Origin of the sequence: Streptomyces swartbergensis (assembly GCF_002148965.1) — a bacterium.
Taxonomy (GTDB): Bacteria; Actinomycetota; Actinomycetes; order Streptomycetales; family Streptomycetaceae; genus Streptomyces; species Streptomyces swartbergensis.
In genome coordinates this window covers 1-20,400 of sequence record NZ_NGFN01000149.1, presented here as the reverse complement: position 1 = coordinate 20,400, position 20,400 = coordinate 1, and the positions used below count along the sequence as shown (strand labels likewise).

Annotated in this window: 17 protein-coding genes; 8 read left to right on the top strand and 9 right to left on the bottom strand. The window is 71.2% G+C overall.

Going from position 1 to position 20,400, the window contains the following annotated elements; translation table 11 throughout:
* The first annotated feature begins 88 nt into the window (after nucleotides 1-88).
* The 5 genes from CA983_RS23130 (at nucleotide 89) to CA983_RS23110 (ending at nucleotide 5,158) form a co-directional block, all read left to right on the top strand.
* Entirely contained in the window at nucleotides 89-1,297 is a 1,209-nt protein-coding gene (locus CA983_RS23130) for a right-handed parallel beta-helix repeat-containing protein (RefSeq protein WP_086602810.1), read from the top strand.
* Nucleotides 1,298-1,669: 372 nt separating this feature from the next.
* Entirely contained in the window at nucleotides 1,670-2,116 is a 447-nt protein-coding gene (locus tag CA983_RS23125; RefSeq protein ID WP_086602809.1) for a DUF485 domain-containing protein, read from the top strand.
* Nucleotides 2,110-3,705 carry a solute symporter family protein gene (locus CA983_RS23120; RefSeq protein WP_086602808.1) on the top strand — a complete coding sequence of 532 codons (1,596 nt, stop codon included), beginning with the start codon at nucleotides 2,110-2,112 and terminating at the stop codon, nucleotides 3,703-3,705. Before CA983_RS23125 ends, CA983_RS23120 begins: the two co-directional genes overlap by 7 nt.
* Before the next feature lie 105 nt (nucleotides 3,706-3,810).
* Nucleotides 3,811-3,981, top strand: a complete 171-nt coding sequence (gene rpmF / locus CA983_RS23115; protein WP_010043581.1) for a 50S ribosomal protein L32 — start codon at nucleotides 3,811-3,813, stop codon at nucleotides 3,979-3,981.
* Nucleotides 3,982-3,985: 4 nt separating this feature from the next.
* Nucleotides 3,986-5,158, top strand: coding sequence for a GTP-binding protein (locus tag CA983_RS23110; protein WP_086602807.1), 1,173 nt, complete (start codon nucleotides 3,986-3,988; stop codon nucleotides 5,156-5,158).
* On the opposite strand, the gene CA983_RS23105 is transcribed toward CA983_RS23110, so the two are convergent.
* Nucleotides 5,101-5,832, bottom strand: coding sequence for a nucleotidyltransferase domain-containing protein (locus tag CA983_RS23105; RefSeq protein WP_086602806.1), 732 nt, complete (start codon nucleotides 5,830-5,832; stop codon nucleotides 5,101-5,103). The genes CA983_RS23110 and CA983_RS23105 overlap by 58 nt on opposite strands.
* Nucleotides 5,833-5,976: 144 nt before the next feature.
* On the opposite strand from CA983_RS23105, the gene CA983_RS23100 reads away from it, so the two are divergent.
* Both CA983_RS23100 and CA983_RS23095 read left to right on the top strand, forming a co-directional pair.
* Entirely contained in the window at nucleotides 5,977-6,975 is a 999-nt protein-coding gene (locus CA983_RS23100) for an LLM class flavin-dependent oxidoreductase (RefSeq protein ID WP_086602805.1), read from the top strand.
* Nucleotides 6,976-6,986: 11 nt separating this feature from the next.
* Entirely contained in the window at nucleotides 6,987-9,335 is a 2,349-nt protein-coding gene (locus CA983_RS23095; RefSeq protein ID WP_086602804.1) for an ATP-binding cassette domain-containing protein, read from the top strand.
* A 244-nt stretch (nucleotides 9,336-9,579) separates the two neighbouring features.
* On the opposite strand, the gene CA983_RS23090 is transcribed toward CA983_RS23095, so the two are convergent.
* From CA983_RS23090 to CA983_RS23070, 5 genes are all read right to left on the bottom strand, one after another.
* Complete coding sequence (locus tag CA983_RS23090; RefSeq protein WP_086602803.1) at nucleotides 9,580-10,410, bottom strand: lysophospholipid acyltransferase family protein; 831 nt, start codon at nucleotides 10,408-10,410, stop codon at nucleotides 9,580-9,582.
* Entirely contained in the window at nucleotides 10,410-11,177 is a 768-nt protein-coding gene (locus CA983_RS23085; protein ID WP_086602802.1) for a GNAT family N-acetyltransferase, read from the bottom strand. The genes CA983_RS23090 and CA983_RS23085 overlap by 1 nt, the downstream gene beginning before the upstream one ends.
* A gap of 207 nt (nucleotides 11,178-11,384) precedes the next feature.
* Nucleotides 11,385-12,134: a succinate dehydrogenase/fumarate reductase iron-sulfur subunit gene (locus CA983_RS23080; RefSeq protein ID WP_086602801.1), complete on the bottom strand. Its 750-nt coding sequence runs from the start codon at nucleotides 12,132-12,134 to the stop codon at nucleotides 11,385-11,387.
* Nucleotides 12,131-14,077: a fumarate reductase/succinate dehydrogenase flavoprotein subunit gene (locus CA983_RS23075; RefSeq protein ID WP_086602800.1), complete on the bottom strand. Its 1,947-nt coding sequence runs from the start codon at nucleotides 14,075-14,077 to the stop codon at nucleotides 12,131-12,133. The genes CA983_RS23080 and CA983_RS23075 overlap by 4 nt, the downstream gene beginning before the upstream one ends.
* Nucleotide 14,078: 1 nt before the next feature.
* Nucleotides 14,079-14,747 carry a succinate dehydrogenase gene (locus CA983_RS23070; protein ID WP_086602799.1) on the bottom strand — a complete coding sequence of 223 codons (669 nt, stop codon included), beginning with the start codon at nucleotides 14,745-14,747 and terminating at the stop codon, nucleotides 14,079-14,081.
* A 119-nt stretch (nucleotides 14,748-14,866) separates the two neighbouring features.
* Here CA983_RS23070 and CA983_RS23065 point away from each other — a divergent pair, with 119 nt between their 5' ends.
* Nucleotides 14,867-15,751, top strand: coding sequence for a LysR family transcriptional regulator (locus CA983_RS23065; protein WP_086602798.1), 885 nt, complete (start codon nucleotides 14,867-14,869; stop codon nucleotides 15,749-15,751).
* Between the two features lie 25 nt (nucleotides 15,752-15,776).
* On the opposite strand, the gene CA983_RS23060 is transcribed toward CA983_RS23065, so the two are convergent.
* The 3 genes from CA983_RS23060 to CA983_RS23050 form a co-directional block, all read right to left on the bottom strand.
* Entirely contained in the window at nucleotides 15,777-17,921 is a 2,145-nt protein-coding gene (locus CA983_RS23060) for a putative bifunctional diguanylate cyclase/phosphodiesterase (protein WP_086602797.1), read from the bottom strand.
* On the bottom strand, nucleotides 17,918-18,730 hold the full coding sequence (locus CA983_RS23055) for an SAM-dependent methyltransferase (protein ID WP_086602796.1): 813 nt from the start codon (nucleotides 18,728-18,730) through the stop codon (nucleotides 17,918-17,920). Before CA983_RS23055 ends, CA983_RS23060 begins: the two co-directional genes overlap by 4 nt.
* 270 nt (nucleotides 18,731-19,000) lie before the next feature.
* Nucleotides 19,001-19,990 (bottom strand): SCO0930 family lipoprotein, encoded by a 990-nt coding sequence (locus tag CA983_RS23050; protein WP_086602795.1) that lies wholly within the window; start codon nucleotides 19,988-19,990, stop codon nucleotides 19,001-19,003.
* Nucleotides 19,991-20,400 lie beyond the last annotated feature (410 nt).

The following is a 20,400-nucleotide window of genomic DNA, read 5'->3' as shown; positions in this document are numbered from 1 at the left end:
CCCCTACCCCGGCAACCTTCACCCCCCGGGCGGCCACTGCTCTGCGACACCCACACAGGCACACCCACAGGCACAGGCAGGAGGCCGTATGCGCAACGCAGCGATCTGGTCGGCGGCGATGACGGGGGCCGCGATGGTCATGGCGCTGGCCGGGCCCGCGGGGCCGACGGCCGCCGCGGGAACGACCCTGGTCGTGGCGCCGAACGGGGACGACTCCGGCCCCGGCACGCTCGCCCGGCCGCTGAGGACCATCCAGCGGGCGGTGGACCTGGCGCGGCCCGGTGACACCATCAGCGTGCGCGGCGGGACGTACGCCCTCACCGACAACATCACCATCACCACCTCGGGGACCACGTCCCAGCCCATCACCCTCTCCCCCCACCAGGGCGAGCGTGTGGTCGTCGACGGGGACAAGCTGCCCGCCAGCCACACCCCGGTCGGCGGCAGCATCCCGCGTGCCGAGCGCGGGGCGATCCACATGGAGGCCTCGCACTGGCGGATCTCGGGTCTGGAGATCGTGAACGGCCCGTACGGCGTGTACTGCGACGGCTGCAACAGCAATGTCTTCGCGCGCCTGAGCACGCACGACAACTACGAGTCCGGCTTCCAGCTCCAGGGCGCCTCCAGCGGCAACCAGATCCTGAACCTGGACAGTTATGGCAACCGCGACCCCCGCAAGAACGGGGAGAGCGCCGACGGCCTGGCCGTCAAGGAGGGCAGCGGATCGGGCAACGTGGTGCGCGGCGCCCGGCTGTGGAACAACGTCGACGACGGCTTCGACGCCTGGAAGTTCGCCTCACCGATCACGATCGAGAACACGGTGGCGTACGGCAACGGCTTCAACCGCTGGAACTTCCCCGACTTCGCGGGCGACGGAAACGGCTTCAAACTCGGCGGGGGCAGCCCGGCCCCGGCCGTGGCCCACACGGTCCGGGGCAGCGTCTCGTTCAAGAACGCCAAGCACGGCTTCACCGACAACGGCAACCCTGGCTCCCTCACCCTGAGCCGCAACTCCGCGTACGGCAACGCCGGTACGGGTTTCGACGCCGACGTCTCGGGCGGGACCGCCAGGCTCAGCGGCAACCTGTCCGTCGCGGACCAGCGCCCGGCGGCCGTCGGGTCCGGGACCGTCGCCGACGGCAACTCCTGGAACATCGGCGGAACGTGGGACGCCGCCTCGGTACTGAGCACCGACCCGGGTCCGCTCACCGGCCCCCGGGCGGCGGACGGCTCGCTGCCGAAGGCGCCGGCGTTCCTCGTCCCCCGGTCCGGCACCGCCGTCGGCGCCCGCTTCTGATGGTCCGTACTACTCGCTGGCCGTCCCTTTCCCGCAGGCCGTCGCACTATCACCAATCCTTCGATGATGGCGTGAACCAGCCATGCGCAGAGGTCAATTGCCCCGCACAGTTGATGGCTCAAGCGTCCCACTGACATACTCCGCATTCAGCTTCGCCACTACCCGTGGCCGAGGCTGGTCGGGGATCTCCACACAGAACCCCAGGCCGTCCGCGTGAATCCGAACAACGAGTTTTTCGGTTTCACGAGACCCCCACACAGCCCGCACCCCCACAGTGCGCCCGGCATCCCTCCACCCTGCTCGAAAGCCGGACGAGACCACTGACTCGAAGGGGTCGAGTGCGGGGCACGTAGCAGCGAAGAAGGTGCGCCTGTGCCCGAATTTCCACCGCGACGGGATGACACTCCCACATTCCCGCTTCCGCACATCGAACACGCTCCGCCGTCCCGCATATCCGACCATCCCGAATTCCACTCTCTGCGTCGCGCGCAGCGCCGGTTCGGTACCCGGGCGACGATCCTGTCCGTCGGCGGATTCCTGCTGTATGTGCTGCTGTCGAGTTTTGTGCCCGCGGTGATGAACCAGCCGCTGTTCGGCCACCTCACGATCGGACTCACCCTCGGTCTCGGGCAGTTCGTCATCATGGGCGTGACCGCGTGGTGCTACGTCCGGCACATGCGCACCCGGGTCGACCCGCTCGCCCGCGGCCTGCGCTCCCGGCAGTACGAGAACGAGAACCGCCGCACCCGCCCGTCGGCGCCGCCCCAGGGGGCCGGGCAGCCCGTCCAGCCCGGCGCGAGGGGGTTCCGCACGTGGTGACGATCGCCGCCATCGACGACAGCAGCCTCCAGCTGACGTTCGTACTGTTCCTGACCGTGGTCGTGATCACCCTGTTCACGGCCCTGCTGACGGCGCCTCAGCGCGACGAGATCAGCGAGTTCTACCTCGGCAACCGCACCATGTCGCCGTTGCGCAACGGCCTCGCCATGTGCGGCGACTACCTGTCCGCCGCCACCCTGCTGGGCAGCACCGGACTGGTCGCCCTGACCGGGTACGACGGACTGATGTACCTCGGCGGCACCACCGTCGCCTGGATGATGGTGCTGCTGCTGATCGCCGAACCCCTGCAACGCACCGGGAAGTTCACCCTGGGCGACACGGTGGCGCTGCGCCTGCCCCGGCAGCAGCGGCCGGTGCGGGTGGCGCTGGCCGTGTGCATCCTGGCCATCACGACCCTCTACCTGGTGGCCCAACTCGTCGGCAGTGTCGCCCTGTTGACTCAGTTCACCGGCTCGCCGAGCGCCACCACCCGCACCCTGTGCGTGGCCGTGATCGGTACCTTCGTGATCCTGTACGCCTCCCTCGGGGGCATGCCCGGAGCGACGGTCATCCAGATCATCAAGGCCGTGATGCTGATCGTGGGCGTGCTGTTCACCGCGGGCTGGGTGCTGTACCACTTCGACTGGAACCCCAACGCGCTGCTCGAGAGGGCGGCCGACCGCAGCGGAACCGGTCTGTCCTTCCTCGAACCCGGGCTGCGCTACGGCGGCACCGTCAGCAACAAGCTGGACTTCCTCAGCCTCGAACTGGCCATCGTGCTCGGCCTCGCCGCCCTTCCGCACGTGCTGATGCGGCTGCTCGCCCCACGCAGCAGCAGCGTCCTGCGCCGCTCCGTCGTGTGGGCCATCGGCCTGGTCGGCGCGGTCTGTTTCGGAGCGGGCATCCTCGGCCTCGGCGCCACCGCGCTCCTCGGCCGGGACACCATCGAGAGCACGGACCGCACCGGCAACGCCTCCGTCCTGCTGCTCGCGCACGAGCTGGGCGGCAGTGTCCTCACCGCGCTGCTGACCTGTCTGGCGTATCTGACCCTGCTCGCCGTGGCGGTGGGCCTGACCCTGGCCGCGGCCTCGTCCCTCGCGCACGACCTGTACAGCGAGGTGATCCGCAAGGGCCGGGCGAGCGAGACGGAGGAGCTGACCGTCGCCCGGCTGTCCGGGGCGGTCATCGGCATCCTCGGCATCCTGCTGGCCCTCGTCGCCTGGGGGGCGAACACGGCGACGCTGGCGTTCCTCGCCTTCGCCATCGCGGCGTCCGCGATCCTGCCGACGATCATCTACACCCTCTTCTGGCGCCGCTTCACGGCGAAGGGAGCGCTGCTCAGCCTCTACGGCGGTCTGCTCAGCTCCGTCCTGCTCGCCGTGTTCTCCCCCGTCGTCTCCTCCGCCCCGGCCTCGTTCTACCCGGAGGTCGACTTCGCCTGGTTCCCGCTCCAGAACCCCGGCATCGTCTCGATCCCCCTGGGCTTCCTGCTGGGCTGGCTCGGCACGGTGCTGGACAAGGGCCCGGCCGAGGACAGCACCGCACACGAGGAGTTCGAGGTGCGGATGCTCGTGGGCGCCGACGACTGACGTACCGGACCGGGACATCGGCGTCCGGGCACCGGGGATGCGAATTGTTAATGGGTTCCATTTTCATGTAGCGTCCTCGGTGCCGGTCCACCGAGGAGGAGTCCCATGGCTGTCCCGAAGCGGAAGATGTCCCGCAGCAACACCCGTCACCGCCGCGCCCAGTGGAAGGCCGCCACGCCGACGCTGGTCCCGGTCACCGTCGACGGCGTCCGTCACCTCGTACCGCAGAACCTGGTCAAGGCCTACGAGCGCGGGCTGCTGCGCCCCGAGGGCTGACGCCGTGTCGCACGAACGGCTGCCCGTCACCGTCCTCTCCGGATTCCTGGGGGCGGGCAAGACCACCCTGCTCAACCATGTCCTCGGCAATAGCGAGGGGCTGCGCGTCGCCGTCATCGTCAACGACATGAGCGAGGTCAACATCGACGCGGCCCTGGTGCGCGGCGGCGAGGCCGCCCTGTCGCGGACCGAGGAACGCCTGGTCGAGATGACCAACGGCTGCATCTGCTGCACCCTCCGCGACGACCTCCTGGAAGAGGTGGACCGGCTGGCCCGCGAGGGCCGGTTCGACCATCTCCTCATCGAGTCGTCCGGGATCTCCGAGCCGATGCCCGTCGCGGCCACCTTCGCCTTCGCCCGTGACGACGGCGCCACCCTCGACGACGTGGCCCTGCTGGACACCATGGTCACGGTCGTGGACGCGGCCAACTTCCTCGCCGAGCTGGACAGCGGCGACGACCTCGCCGAGCGGGGTCTCGCCCCGTACGAGGACGACGAGCGCACGGTCAGCGATCTGCTCGTCGACCAGGTGGAGTTCGCCGACGTCCTGGTCCTCAACAAGCTCGACCTGGTCGACGAGGAGGCGGCGGCCCGGCTGCGGGCGGCCCTGACCCGGCTGAACCCGGTCGCCCGGCTGGTCCCGGCGACACACGGCCGGGTGGACCTCCGCCAGGTGCTCGGCACCCGGCTGTTCGACCTGGAACGCGCCCAGCAGGCGCCGGGCTGGGTCCGGGAACTCAACGGCGACCACGTGCCCGAGACCGAGGAGTACGGCATCTCCTCCACCGTCTTCCGCTCCGGACTCCCCTTCCACCCCGGGCGGTTGTGGACGTTCGTCACGGAGGAACTGGACGCCGGGACGTACGGGCGGATCCTGCGCTCCAAGGGCTTCTTCACCCTGGCGAGCCGTCCGCACGTGACGGGCCTGTGGTCACAGGCCGGCTCCGTCGCCCGCTTCGAACCGTCCGCGGCCCGGGACGGGGACACCCCGTTCGCGCAGGAGCTGGTGTTCATCGGCACGGGCCTGGACGCCCCGGCTCTGCACGCCGCCCTGACCGACTGCCTGATGGCACCCGGCGAGCCCGGGCCGGCGGACGACCCGTTCCCCGCCTGGGACACCTACGGCATCGACGAGGCCTGCGAGCACGAGCACGACGTGGCGGCCTCCGCGGTGTAGAAGAGGCCGCGGACCCGGTGCAGCCACGCCTCGACGGCCGCCTCGTCGGGCCGCTCGGGCAGTACGGTGGGCGTCTCGTCGAAGGCGGCCTCGTAGTGCCTGAGCAGGGGCAGCGCGGCCGCCGGGTCGGCGGATACGCGCTCGCCGAAGGCGTGGTACTCCTCGGGGTCCTCGACGCGGATCTCCAGTCGGCCGGTGGCGTACAGCGACAGGCCCTGGTCGCACAGCCGCTTCAGGTGCCGGGCGTGCTTCGCGGTGCGCTTTCGGGTGTCCGCCGAGAGCGAGCCGTCGCCGCGGTTCTCGAGTCGGCGGAACTGCTGGGTGGCGTAGCCGAGATAGGCGTCCCGGACGCGCTTCGCGCACAGGAACGACCCTCGTATGCCGATCAGTTCGTCGCCCAGCGGGGTACGCACCTCGTACAGCTCGTCCGGGAGCCACACCAGTTCCATGGCGGTCGGATTGCCACCGAGGGCGAGTCGGCACCACTTGGCGGCCTCGTGCAGGGTGCGGTCCGGTGCCGTCGTGACGTGGGACTCCTTCGGCGTGTGGAGCCCGTGCAGAGCCTCGGTGGGCGCGGCGAACATACCGAGGCGGTCGATGTCCGAGCCCTGACGGGCCAGGCCGTACGCTGTAGAGCCGACGATGCCGGACAGCAGGATGTTCGCGACGGCCATGGCCGGTCCCCCTCTTCGCGCGCTGTACCCGGTGGTGCCGGGCCATGCCGCTCCATTGTCCTGACGTGCCGGGATGCGGTCACCGGGTTTTCGGCGAGGCGGCACCGGCGGGAATGCCACGACCCGTCACGCGTTGAACCCGGTGTGAGTTCCTCGATCGCCGCCACCCGTTTCTCCGTCCTCGACCGGTCCCGCACCCGCGAGGGGCACACGCATCCCGAGGCGCTGCGCGACACCGTGCGGCTGGCCGGGGAGCTGGAGGGGCTCGGGTTCCACCGGTTGTGGGTCTCGGAGCATCACGGCGTTCCCGGGGTCGCCGGTTCCGCGCCGACCGTGCTGGCGGCCGCCGTCGCCGCCGCGACGCGCACGATCCGGGTCGGCACCGGCGGGGTGATGCTCCCCAACCACCGGCCGCTGGTCGTGGCCGAGCAGTTCGGGGTGCTGGAGTCGCTGTTCCCCGGGCGGATCGACATGGGTCTGGGGCGGTCCGTCGGCTTCACGGACGGGGTGCGCAGGGCCCTGGGCCGTGACAAGGAGGACGCCGAGGACTTCGAGGCCCAGCTGCGGGAGCTGGTCGGCTGGTTCCGGGGCACCTCCCCGACCGGAGTGCACGCGCGTCCCGCCGAGGGACTGACCGTGCCGCCGTTCGTCCTGGCCATGGGCGAGGGCGCCGGCATCGCGGCCCGGGCGGGTCTGCCCATGGTCATCGGCGACTTCAGGAACCGGGACAGGATGCGGCGCGGCATCGACCACTACCGCGAGCATTTCCGCCCCTCGCCCTGGTCGAGCGAGCCGTACGTGGTCGTCTCGGGCACGGTCGCGGTGGCCGGGACCCCCGAGGAGGCCCGGCGGCTGCTCGTCCCGGAGGCCTGGGCGATGGCGTACTCCCGCACGCACGGCACCTTCCCGCCCCTGCCGCCCGCCGAGCGCGTCGAGGCGCTCACCATGACCGGCAAGGAACGCGGCTTCTACGAGTCCGGCCTCACCGGCCACATCGCCGGCACCGAGGAGCAGGTCGCGCACGAGCTGGAGACGGTGCTGAAGGAGACGGGGGCACAGGAGGTCCTGGTCACCACCAGCACGTACGACCGCGGGGCGCTGCTGGACTCCTACCGGCGGCTGGCCTCGATCACCGCCGGTTAGAGTCGTTGCCCATGCACGACCCCCACGGCCCCCACGACCCGTACGTCCGTGTCCGCGGCGCCCGCGAACACAACCTCAAGGGCGTCGACGTCGACATTCCCCGGGACGTGCTGACCGTGTTCACCGGCGTGTCCGGCTCGGGCAAGTCGTCGCTGGCGTTCGGCACGATCTACGCGGAGGCGCAGCGGCGCTACTTCGAGTCGGTCGCGCCGTACGCGCGTCGGCTGATCCACCAGGTGGGCGCGCCGAAAGTCGGGGAGATCACCGGTCTGCCGCCGGCCGTCTCGCTCCAGCAGCGCCGGGCGGCTCCCACCTCGCGCTCCTCGGTCGGCACGGTCACCAACCTCTCGAACTCGCTGCGCATGCTGTTCTCCCGGGCCGGGACCTACCCGCCCGGTGCCGGGCGCCTCGACTCCGACGCCTTCTCGCCCAACACGGCGGCCGGGGCCTGCCCGGAGTGCCACGGGCTCGGACGAGTTCACCGTACGAGCGAGGAGCTGCTGGTCCCCGACCCGTCGCTGTCCATCCGCGAGGGCGCGATCGCCGCGTGGCCGGGCGCCTGGCAGGGCAAGAACCTGCGGGACGTCCTCGACGCACTCGGGTACGACGTGGACCGGCCGTGGCGGGAGCTGCCCGCCGGCGAGCGTGAGTGGATCCTGTTCACGGACGAGCAGCCGGTGGTCACCGTGCACCCGGTGCGGGACGCGGACCGCATCCAGCGGCCGTACCAGGGCACGTACATGAGCGCCCGCCGGTACGTGATGAAGACGTTCTCGGACTCCAAGAGCCCGACCCTGCGGGCGAAGGCCGAGCGGTTCCTCACCAGCGCGCCCTGCCCGGCGTGCGGGGGCAGCCGGCTGCGGCCGGAGGCGCTGGCGGTGACGTTCGGCGGCCGGACCATCGCCGAGCTGGCGGCACTGCCGCTGGCGGAGCTGGCCGCCGCGCTCCACGCGACGTCGGAGACCGCCCGGGTCCTCACCGACGACCTCACCTCCCGTATCGCGCCGATCGTCGAACTCGGCCTCGGCTACCTCAGCCTCGACCGGTCCACCCCCACCCTCTCCGCCGGCGAACTGCAACGCCTGCGCCTCTCCACCCAGTTGCGCTCCGGCCTGTTCGGTGTCGTCTACGTCCTCGACGAGCCGTCGGCCGGGCTGCACCCGGCGGACACCGAGGCGCTGCTCGTCGTGCTGGAGCGGCTGAAGGCGGCCGGGAACTCGGTGTTCGTGGTCGAGCACCACCTCGATGTCGTACGCGGCGCCGACTGGCTGGTCGACGTGGGTCCGCATGCGGGCGAGCACGGCGGGCGGGTGCTGCACAGCGGCCCGGTCGCCGGGCTGGCGGCCGTCGAGGAGTCGGCGACGGCCCGCTACCTGTTCGACGACTCCCCCGCGCCCGCGCGCGAGGTGCGCGAACCGAGCGGGTGGCTCAAGACCGGGCCGGTCACCCGGCACAACCTGCGCGGTGTGTTCGCCGAGTTCCCGCTCGGGGCGTTCACCGCGGTCACCGGGGTGTCCGGCTCGGGCAAGTCCACGCTCATCGGGGAGATCACGCAGGACACGGCGGGAGTGGGCCGGCTGGTCTCGGTCGACCAGAAGCCGATCGGACGCACCCCGCGCTCGAACCTCGCGACGTACACCGGCCTCTTCGACGTCGTGCGCAAGGTGTTCGCGGCCACCGACGGGGCTCGCGCGCGGGGCTTCGGTGCCGGCCGGTTCTCCTTCAATGTGGCGGGCGGGCGCTGCGAGACCTGCCAGGGCGAGGGGTTCGTCAGCGTGGAGCTGCTGTTCCTGCCGAGCACGTACGCGCCCTGCCCGGACTGCGGCGGGGCCCGGTACAACCCGGAGACGCTGGAGGTGACGTACCGGGGCCGGAACATCGCGCAGGTGCTGGACCTGACGGTGGAAAGCGCGGCGGAGTTCTTCGCGGACACCCCGGCCGTCGCCCGCAGCCTCGGCACGCTGCTCGACGTGGGCCTGGGATACCTCCGCCTCGGCCAGCCCGCGACCGAACTCTCCGGCGGCGAGGCCCAGCGCATCAAACTGGCGAGCGAACTCCAGCGCGGTCGGCGGGGCCACACGCTGTATCTCCTCGACGAGCCCACGACCGGCCTCCACCCGGCCGACGTGGACGTCCTGATGCGCCAGCTGCACGGCCTCGTCGACGCCGGGCACACCGTGATCGTCGTCGAGCACGACATGTCCGTCGTCGCGGGCGCGGACTGGGTCATCGACCTCGGCCCGGGCGGCGGCGACGCGGGCGGCCGGATCGTGGCGGCGGGGCCGCCGGCGGAGGTGGCGCGCTCGGCGGAGAGCCGGACGGCGCCGTATCTCGCGCGCGCACTGTCCGGGGCTGGCTGAGGCCGGTCGAGCTCCTGCCATCAGGCGGGGACGGGGCGCCTCCGGCGGGAGAGCAACGCCCTCAGCGCCATGCGTGCCGCCTCTGTGCGGCCGGCCCCCGCGCGGCGGCCGGAGGGGAACAGCCTCGGCCCGCCGTCCTCGCCCCGTGCCACCGCCGTGGTCGGTCGCGGCGAGCGCCATGGTGATCCGCCCACCGAGCCCGCTGCGGGCCGGACACGGCACCACCGCCGGACCGGTACGCGGCCTACGCCACCAGCACCGTGTGCGTCCACGCCGGCGCCGCCTGTGGTTGGGCCGAGTGGGCCAGGGAACGGCGGTCGAAGTGGGTGCCCGGGGGGATGGGGGCGCGGACCTCGACCTCCGCGACCAGGCCGCGGGCCGTCGCCACCCGCCACAGGGAGGCGAGGAGGGTGTCGTCGCCGACGAACGCGGGGGCCGTGGTGGTGGTTCCGCCGGTGAGCCGGTAGCGGATCCGGACCGGCTGGACCGGCACCCCGGCGTCGAGGGCGGCCTGGAAGACGGCCCGGCGGAAGGTGCCCTGGGCGCGGCCGCACCAGGTGCTGCCCTCGGGGAAGGCCGCCACGGCGGAGCCCTCGCGCAGGGCCCGGGCGATACGGGCGACGGTGTCCGGGAGGGACCGCAGCCGGTCCCGGTCGATGAACAGGGTGCCGCCGCGGGCGGCCAGCGGCCCGGCGACGGGCCACCGCCGTACCTCGGTCTTGGCCAGCATCCGGGCGGGGCGTACGGCGGCGAGCAGCGGTACGTCCAGCCAGGAGATGTGGTTGGCGACCAGCAGCAGTCCGCCGGTGGGCACGGCGGCACCGGTGATGCGGACCCGGACCCCTGCGGCCCGCACGATCCACCGGCACCACCGCCGGACCACGGACGCCGGTATCCTCCCCCGCAAGCGGGGGGACCCCCAGCCGAGCGGCGACAGCACGATCCCCGCGAGCAGCAGCAGGACGACCCCGGTGAGCCGCAGCACGGCACGCGGCACGGCACGCGCCGTCACTCCCGCCGGCGTCTCCACGCAGGCCCGTGGTGTGCAGGGCGCGGTGGGCAGCCAGGCGCTCATCAGGCGGGTACGAGGGACAGGAAGTGCCGCAGGTAGCGCGGGTTGACGCGGCTCATCGGCAGCAGCACGTACAGGTCGGCGACGCCGAAGTCCGGGTCGTGGGCCGGTTCGCCGCACACCCAGGCGCCGAGGCGCAGGTAGCCGCGCAGCAGAGCGGGCAGTTCGACGCGGGCGGCGGGCGCGGGGCCCGGGACCCACGGCAGCAGCGGCCGCACGCGGTACTCCTGCGGCGACAGGTGCTTGCCGCTCACCCGGTCCCAGGTGGCGGAGGCCAGGGTGCCGCCGTCGGCGAGCGGGACGGAGCAGCAGCCGGCGAGCCACTCGTGGCCCCGGTCGGCCATGTAGCGGGCGATACCGGCCCAGATGAGGCTGATGACCGCGCCGTCGCGGTGGTCGGGGTGCACGCAGGAGCGGCCGACCTCGACGAGTTCCGGCCGGATCCCGGCGAGGGAGCTCAGGTCGAACTCGCTCTCGGAGTACAGCCGCCCGGCGACCGCCGCGCGCTCCGGCGGCAGCAGCCGGTAGGTGCCGACGACCTGGCCGGTCGTCTCCTCACGGACGAGCAGGTGGTCGCAGTACGCGTCGAACGGGTCGACGTCCAGCCCGGGCTGCGAGCCGGTCAGCAGGGCGCCCAGCTCCCCGGCGAAGACGTCGTGCCGCAGCCGCTGCGCGGCACGCACGTCCTCCTCGCTCCGGGCGAGGGCGACGGTGTAGCGGGTGGGGGCCGTGTGCTGCGCGGGGCGGTCGACGGTCAGTACGCCGGTCATGGCTTCTCCTGGTCACGGGCCGGGGGCGGCGAGCGGTGCCACCGCCACTGTTGTGCCCATGCCGCCTGACCTTCGCGTGACCAGGGCCAGGAGCGCGGATGCCGGGATGTTGAATGCCAGGAGCCCGGAAAGGCGAGACGGAGCCGGTGAGCACCAACCGGCCCCGCCCGTCCGCACCAGACGGCGAACGCTTCCACCTGCCCGGACCTACCGCTTGCTCACCTTCCGCGTGGCCCGCAGCCACTCCTTGTTCATGCCGGTGATGGACATGAGCGGAATGCCCTTGGGGCAGGCCGTGGCGCACTCTCCCGTGAGGGTGCACCCGCCGAACCCCTCCTCGTCCATCTGCGCCACCATGTCCAGCACCCGCGTCTCGCGCTCGGGCGCCCCCTGCGGCAGCACGTTCAGGTGGTTGATCTTGGCGGACGTGAACAGCATCGCCGCCCCGTTCGGGCACGCGGCGACACACGCTCCGCAGCCGATGCACTCGGCGTGTTCGAAGGCGAAGTCGGCGTCCGGCTTCGGCACCGGCGTGGCATGTGCCTCCGGAGCCGCACCCGTCGGCGCGGTGATGTACCCGCCGGCCTGGATGATCCGGTCGAACGCCGAACGGTCGACGACCAGGTCCTTGATCACCGGGAACGCGGACGCCCTCCACGGTTCGATGTCGATCGTGTCGCCGTCCTCGAACGACCTCATGTGCAGCTGGCACGTGGTCGTCCGCTCGGGCCCGTGCGCGTCGCCGTTGATCACGAGCGAGCAGGCGCCGCAGATGCCCTCGCGGCAGTCGTGGTCGAAGGCGACCGGGTCCTCGCCGTGGAGGATGAGCTCCTCGTTGAGGGTGTCGAGCATCTCCAGGAAGGACATGTCGGGCGAGATGCCGTCCACCTCGTACGTGGACATGGCGCCGTCGGCGTCGGCGTTCTTCTGCCGCCAGACGCGCAGGGTGAGCTTCATGCGTAGCTCCGCTGGGTGGGGTGGACGTACTCGAAGACCAGGTCTTCCTTGTGCAGGGTCGGAGCCTCGCCGGTGCCGTTGAACTCCCAGGCGGCCGCGTACGCGAACTCCTCGTCCTTCCGCTCGGCCTCGCCGTCGGGCGTCTGGGACTCCTCGCGGAAGTGGCCGCCGCAGGACTCGCCGCGGTGCAGCGCGTCGAGGCACATCAGCTCGGCCAGCTCCAGGTAGTCGACGACCCGGTTGGCCTTCTCCAGCGACTGGTTGAACTCCTCGCCGGTACCGGGGACCTTGACCCGCCGCCAGAACTCCTCACGGATCTGCGGGATGCGCTCCAGCGCCTTGCGCAGCCCCGAGTCGGTGCGGGCCATGCCGCAGAACTCCCACATGAGCTCGCCGACCTCGCGGTGGAAGGAGTCGGGCGTGCGGTCGCCGTCGACGGACAGCAGCAGGTTGAGCCGGTCCTCGGTCTCGGCCAGCACCTCCCGCACGACCGGGTGGCCGGCGTCGACCGGTTCCTCGTGCGGGTTGCGGGCGAGGTAGTCGTTGATGGTCGCCGGGAGCACGAAGTAGCCGTCGGCCAGTCCCTGCATCAGCGCGGAGGCGCCGAGCCGGTTGGCCCCGTGGTCGGAGAAGTTGGCCTCGCCGATCGCGAACAGGCCGGGGATGGTGGTCTGGAGGTCGTAGTCGACCCACAGGCCGCCCATCGTGTAGTGCACGGCGGGGTAGATCCGCATGGGTACCCGGTACGGATCCTCGTCGGTGATCCGCTGATACATGTCGAAGAGGTTGCCGTACTTGGCCTCGACGGCCCCCCGGCCCATGCGCTCGATGGCGTCGGCGAAGTCCAGGTAGACGCCCTGCCCGCCGGGCCCGACGCCCCTGCCCTCGTCGCAGACGTTCTTCGCGGCGCGGGAGGCGATGTCACGGGGCACCAGGTTGCCGAAGGACGGGTAGATGCGCTCCAGGTAGTAGTCGCGCTCGTCCTCGGGGATCTCGTTCGGCGGGCGGTCGTCGCCCTTGGCCTTCGGCACCCAGATGCGGCCGTCGTTGCGCAGCGACTCGCTCATCAGCGTCAGCTTGGACTGGTGCTCGCCGGTGCGCGGGATGCAGGTGGGGTGGATTTGGGTGAAGCAGGGGTTGGCGAAGTAGGCGCCACGCCGGTGCGCCCGCCAAATGGCGGTCGCGTTGGAGTTCATGGCGTTCGTCGACAGGTAGAAGACGTTGCCGTAGCCGCCGCTGGCGAGGACGACGGCGTCCGCGAAGTACGTGTCGATCCTGCCGGTGACGAGATCCCGGGCCACGATCCCGCGCGCCCGCCCGTCGACGACGATCAGGTCGAGCATCTCCGTACGCGGGTGCATCTCGATGTTCCCCGCGGCGATCTGCCGGCTGAGGGCCTGGTAGGCGCCGAGCAGCAGCTGCTGTCCCGTCTGGCCACGGGCGTAGAAGGTCCGTGACACCTGGACGCCGCCGAAGGAGCGGGTGTCCAGCAGGCCGCCGTACTCGCGGGCGAACGGGACGCCCTGCGCCACGCACTGGTCGATGATCTCGACGGAGATCTGCGCGAGCCGGTGGACGTTGGACTCGCGGGCCCGGAAGTCGCCGCCCTTGACGGTGTCGTAGAACAGCCGGTGGATGGAGTCGCCGTCATTGCGGTAGTTCTTCGCGGCGTTGATGCCGCCCTGCGCGGCGATGGAGTGGGCGCGGCGCGGGGAGTCCTGGTAGCAGAACTGGACGACGTGGTAGCCCTGTTCGGCGAGGGTGGCCCCGGCGGAGCCGCCGGCGAGGCCGGTGCCGACGACGATGACGGTGTGCTTGCGCCGGTTGGCGGGGTTGACCAGCTTGGCCTCGAAGCGGCGCTTGTCCCAGCGCTCGTTGATGGGGCCCTTCGGCGCCTTGGTGTCGACGACCGGTTCGCCGGTCGCGTAGTCGGTGTAGGTCATGTCAGCTCACCACTCCGGTCATGACGCCCACGGGTACGGCGATGAACCCGGCCGTGAGCAGCAGTGCGAGGACGTCGGCGACGGTCTTCAGGGCCCGGTCGCGGGTGCGGCTGCCGGCGCCGAGGGTCTGGGCGGCGCTCCAGAAGCCGTGCCTCACGTGCAGGCCGAGCGCGAGCATCGCGACGATGTAGATGACGTTGCCGTACCAGGTGGAGAAGGTGTCCACGACGTTCTGGTACGGGTGGCCGGGCCGGAAGCCGGGGTGCACGGTTCCGGTCGTGAGGTCCAGGATGTGCCAGACGATGAACAGCCCGAGGATGACCCCGCCCCACCGCATGGTCCGCGTCGCGTAGCTCGCCCGCGGCCTCTTGTGCACGTACTTGCTGGGCCGCGCCCTGATGTCGCGGCGGCTGAGCTGGTAGGCGGACACGGCGTGGGCGACGACTGCGGCCACCAGCACGATCCGGACCAGCCACAGCGTCCACTCGTAGTGCATGAACGGCTCGCCGACGGTGCGCAGCCAGTGGGCGTAGTGGTCGAACTCGCCGGCCCCGAAGAAGATCTTCAGGTTTCCGATCATGTGGACGACCAGGTACAGCAGCATGATCAGCCCGCTGACCGCCATCACGGTCTTCTTGCCGAGGGTGGAGTCCCACACGGTGCGTGCCATGGACGGCCGTCGGTCCGTCCGCGTTGCCAGTGCCATGGCACAGCACGCTACGGACGCGGCGCCGATCGGTCCAAGACATGGTCCAGCTTGATTCCATAGGCCGGGGCTATCGTGGGAGTATGCAGTTCCAGCAGCTCCAGTACTTCGTGGCCGTCGCCGAGACCCGGCACTTCACCCGGGCCGCCGATCTGGTCCATGTCGCGCAGCCGTCGCTGTCGCAGCAGATCAAGGCGCTGGAGAGGGAGCTGGGCGCGGATCTGTTCCTGCGGGCCCGGGGCAACATCTCGCTCACGGACGCCGGGGAGGCCCTGCTCCCCCTGGCCCGGCGCATCCTGGCGGACGCGGACACAGCCCGGCACGAGGTGCTGGAGCTGGTGCAGCTGCGCCGGGGGCGGGTGCGGCTCGGTGCCACGCCCAGCCTGTGCACGGGCCTGCTGCCGGACGTGCTGCGCGCCTTCCACGACCGCTACCCGGGCGTCCGGCTGCTGATCGAGGAGGGCGGCTCGCACGACCTGGTGCGGGAGCTGGCACGCGGCGCCCTGGATCTCGCCCTGGTGGTGCTGCCCCTGCCGACGCCGTCCCCGGCGCTGACCACGGTGGAGCTGCTGCGGGAGGATCTCGTCGTGGTCTCCTCACCCGACGCGCCGAAGCCCGGCCAGGGGCGGCGTACCGTGCGCGTCGCCGACCTGGAGGGTGAGCGCCTTGTGATGTTCCGGCACGGCTACGACCTGCGGGAACTGACCGTGGCCGCGTGCCGCGCGGAGGGGTTCGAGCCGGACTTCGCGGTGGAGGGCGGGGAGATGGACGCGGTGCTGGGTTTTGTGCGGGCCGGGTTGGGGGTTGCCGTGGTGCCGCGGATGGTGGCGGCGAGGTCGGGTCGTGGTCTGCGGGTGACTCCGCTGGCCAGACCCGGCCTCCACCGTACGATCGCGCTGGCGCACCGCAGCGATGTGGCTCCGCCTCGGGCTGCTCGGGAGTTGCAGCGGATGTTGCTTGAGCGGTGAGGCGTTTTCCCCCAAGGAGGCCGGCTCAGCCCGTGGCGTCCACCAGTGCCAGTTCGTGCAGCCTCTCCGGCGGGCCGGGGCGGGCGTAGTACCAGCCCTGGGCGGTGTCGCAGCCCAGGATGCGCAGTTGTTCGGCCTGGGCTCCTGTCTCCACGCCCTCCACGGTGACCGCGAGGTCCAGGCTGTGGGCCAGTGAGACGATCCCCTCGACGATCTTGAGGTCGACGGGGTCGGCCGGGAACTGCTGCATGCTCTGGGTGAAGGAGCGGTCCAGTTTGAGGACGCTGACCGGCAGGCGGCGCAGGTTGGCGAGGTTGGAGTAGCCGGTACCGAAGTCGTCCAGGGCGATGTCGACGCCCATCTCCGCCAGGCGGCGCAGCGGCTTCAGCAGGTCGTCGTCCGCACCGATCAGCGCCGACTCCGTGACCTCCAGGCAGAGCGCGTCCGGTGCGACGCCCGCGCGTTCCAGGATGTCGACGGTGTCCTGGACCAGGCCGGGGTGGGTCAGCTGGCAGGGCGAGAGGTTGACGTTGATCCGCAGCGGGCCCACGGCCTCTACACCACCGTGCAGTTCCCGCCACTCACGGGCCTGCCGCACCGACTGCTCCAGGACCCAGCGGCCCAACGGCACGATCAGACCGGTGTGTTCGGCGAGCGGGATGAACCGGTCCGGGCCGAGCACCCCGTGCTGCGGGTGCAGCCAGCGCACCAGGGCCTCCGCACCGCGCACACTGCCGTCGCCGAGGTGGACCAGCGGCTGGTACTCGATGAAGAACTCGCCCCGGTCCAGGGCCGTCGGCAGCGCCGTGGTGAGCCCGTGCCGGGTGATGGCGCGGGCGTCCGCCTCGGGGTCGGCGAGTTCGAAGCGGTTGCCGCCCGCCGACTTGGCCCGGTACATGGTGATGTCTGCGCTGCGCAGCACCTCCGCCGGGCTGCGCTCCCCGGCCGGGCCCTCGACGATGCCGATGCTGCCGCGCACGGTCAGCTCCCGGCCGTCGACGCTGATCGGCGCGAGCAGGGCGTTCATGATGCGCGTGGCGAGCTCGTCGACCTCGCGCTGGGTGTCGGGGCCCGTGGTCAGGGCCACGAACTCGTCGCCGCCGAGCCGGGCGACCATCTCGCCGGGCGCGGTGGCGCAGGACTGGAGCCGGTCGGCGACCTCCACCAGCAGCCGGTCGCCGGCCGCGTGGCCGAGGCTGTCGTTGATGGTCTTGAAGCCGTCCAGATCCAGGTAGCACAGGCCGAACCGCTGGCCCTTCCCGGCGCCCAGTGCCTTCTCCAGGCGCTCGAAGAAGAAGGTGCGGTTCGGCAGCCCGGTCAGCGCGTCGTGCGTCGCCTCGTAGCGCAGCCTCAGATTGAGCAGCCGCCGCTCGGTGGTGTCCTCCATGAGCGCGAGCTGGTACTGCGGACTGCCGTCGGCGTCCCGGAGCAGGGAGACCGTCAGGTTGGTCCACAGGACCGTTCCGTCAGGGCGGTAGAACGCCTTCTCCAGGTGGTAGTGCTCACGCTCGCCGCGCACGAGTTCCTCGTAGAGCCGCCAGGTGTGCGGCGCGTCGTCGGGGTGGGTCCATTCCCTGACGTTGCGGCTGCGCATCGTCTGCTCGGAGACCCCGAACATGCGCAGCAGCGCGCCGTTGACCTGGAGGATGTTGCCGTCGAGGTCGGCCATGCCGATTCCTATGGCCGCGCCCTCGAAGACGGCGCGGAAGCGGGCCTCGGTGGCGTGCAGGGCCTGTGCCACCACGCCCTGCGCCTGGAGGGCGGCTTGGGCGATGGCCTCCTGCTCGGCCAGGGTCCGTTCGCGCAGCGCCTGCGCGAAGCCGGCGGCCATCGCGTGCTGGAGGCGTGCGGAACGCGCCCGCAGGCCTTCCTGGTCGCCGTCGCCGCCGCAGTACAGGACCAGGTAGGCGTCCACGCAGTCCAGTGTGCGGCTGAGCGCCTCCGGGTCGGTGCAGTGCGCGTCCACGAGGGCGGCGCCCACCGCCCTGCCCGCGTCGGCGGCGAAGGCCCGGGCCAGCAGTGCCTGGCTCAACCGCCGGGCCAGTGGCAGCAGTTGCTCCTCGAACTCCGGCCGGGTCGACGACGTCGAGGTCACCGGGAAGACGGCCCGGCTCCAGATCGTCGCGAACCGGCGGAGTCTGTCCTCCGGCCCGTCCGGTTCCGCGATCACGCCGTACGCCCCACGCCCGCGAAGCCGGAGAACGCATACGGATCCTCGTCCTCCGGTGCGGTGTCGGGCCGCCAGCGCGGCATCGCCACCAGTCCGGGTTCCACCATGTCGTACCCCTTGAAGAACCGCGCGATCTCCTCGCGCGAACGCATGATCAGCGGGCTGCGCATGTCCTGGTACACGCTCACCGCGCCCCCGGCCCGCTCCGGCGGCAGCGGGATCCCCTCGTACGAGGCATGGGTGAGCACGAGCAGGCTGCCGGGCGCGAGCGCCTCGCGCAGCTCGGCCACCGCCCCGTACGGGTCGTCCTCGTCTTCCACGAAGTGCAGTATGGCAACGAGGAGCAACGCCACTGGCTGATTCAGGTCGATCAGCCGCTCCACCTCGGGGCTGTGCAGGATCTCCTGGGGCTTGCGAAGGTCCGCGGCCACGATGTCCGCGTCGTCGTTGCCCTGGAGGACCACCTGGCTGTGCGCCACGGCCACCGGGTCGTGGTCGACGTACACCACGCGGGCGCCGGGGCGGGCGGACTGGGCCACCTCGTGCACACTGCCGAAGGTGGGGATGCCGGAGCCGATGTCCAGGAACTGGCTGATGCCCTGGTCGGCCGCGTAGCGCACGGCGCGGCGCATGAACGCCCGGTTCGCCTGCATGATCTTGGGGAGTCCCGGCATGAACTCCATGGCCCTGCGGGCCGCTTCCCGGTCGACCTCGAAGTTGTGCGATCCGCCCAGGTAGTAGTCGTACATCCGGGAGACGCTGGGCACCGAGATGTCGATGCTCCGTGGGGCCCAGGCGGGACGCTCCATCTATCTCTCCAAGGCGTAGGCGATCCGGTGTTCGAGCAGAGGCTACTGATCGCCCGCCAATGGAGCGACCCGAAACGGAAATTGACCATCCGTTCCCGGTCACTGCCTGCGGCACGTGCCGCATTGATACCCGCGCACACGCCCTTCGAACATATGACGAACAGTGTTCGAGCACGTCAAAACGGTCCGCTCCTTCCGTGAGTCACGGAAGGAGCGGACCGGGTCGGCTCCGTCGGGTGGACGAGATGATCAACCCTGGGGAGGTTTCTCTTACTTCTCCGAGGCGCCGACCAGCTTCCCGTCGGGCCGCACGGCGTACCAGGTGCCGCCGACGCCCTGGCCGTTGGTGTCACCGGGAGCCTTGTCACCGGCGAAGGTGTAGATCGGCGAGCAGTTGATCGTCTGCTGCTTGCCCTTGCCGTCGGTCCGGTCGAAGATCATGTAGCCCTTCTCCTGGATGCCCTTGGTGTCGGCGTAGTCAACGGGCTCCACGAGCGGCCACTTCTCCAGGCACTCGCCGGTGCAGTTGGAGACGGGCTTGGGCCAGGCCTCGTCCTTCTTGAACCGGTAGACCGTCATGCCGTTCTTGTCGACGACGATCTCGCCGAGCTTGGGGTCGTTGCGAGTGGACAGCCCGGGCTGCGCCCCGGCCTCCTCGCCGCCGGCCCCCTCGCCGGCGGCCCCGCCGCCCTGCGCCTTCTTGCCGTCGGGGGCCAGCGCGTACCACTTGCCGCCCACGCCCTGGCCCTTGACGTCACCGGCGTTGACGTCCTTGGCGTAGCGGTAGGCCGGCCAGCCGCCCACGGTCAGCTGCTTGGTGCCGTCGGCCCGGGTGACCGAGCCGAGCAGCGACTTGTCGATGCCCTCGCCGGCCTCCGCGTCGTCCGCGGGCACCGGCGGCCAGGTCTTGGCGCAGTCGCCGTCGCAGTTCGACTTGGGCGGCTGCTCGCTGTCCTGGTCGAACCGGTACAGAGTGAGTCCCAGGCTGTCGGTCACCACCTTGCCGACCTCCTCGGCGGTGGCGACGGACAGCTTGCCCGCGGGGTTCGACGGGCTGGAAGGGCTCGGCGAAGCCTGCTGGCCGGCCGCGGTGCCGCCCACTCCGTTCCCGGTGCCGATGCTTCCGTAGTCGCCGGGCGCCGCCGTGGCACCCACGTTCTGGCTGGCCGCCGGTGGGCTGTCCTGACCGCACGCCGTCGTCAGCGCCAGGACCGCCGCGGCGCTCGCCACGAGTGAGGCGCTCCGCCAGGAGGTCTTCATCGTCAACTCCCCATAATCGCAAGGGTGTTGCAGCGCCCTGCTGCGCCGCCGCACGGTCATGAGTACGCACCGGAGCCGTGTTTGTGTTCAACGACCGGCCAAATTTCTTTCCGGAACCTGTGACGGCCGCAACCTGTGACGGCCGCTGGCCACCGCGCAGAGGTACGCGTCGCACGCTTCGCGGGCGACCGCCCATCCAAACCGGCGGCACCCGGATATCCCTCTTTCGGGGCAATCCCCTTGCGCTCCGGCACGTCCCGGCGGGACAAGGCTCATGATCTTCGTCGTGCATGGACCCCTATCGACTCAATCCGCCCTCGCCGCAAAGGCCTTGGCGGTGGCGACGCTGACCTGGGCGCTCGTCGGCGCTCCGGCCGGAGTGGCGGTGGCCGACTCCTGCGCGTACGCCT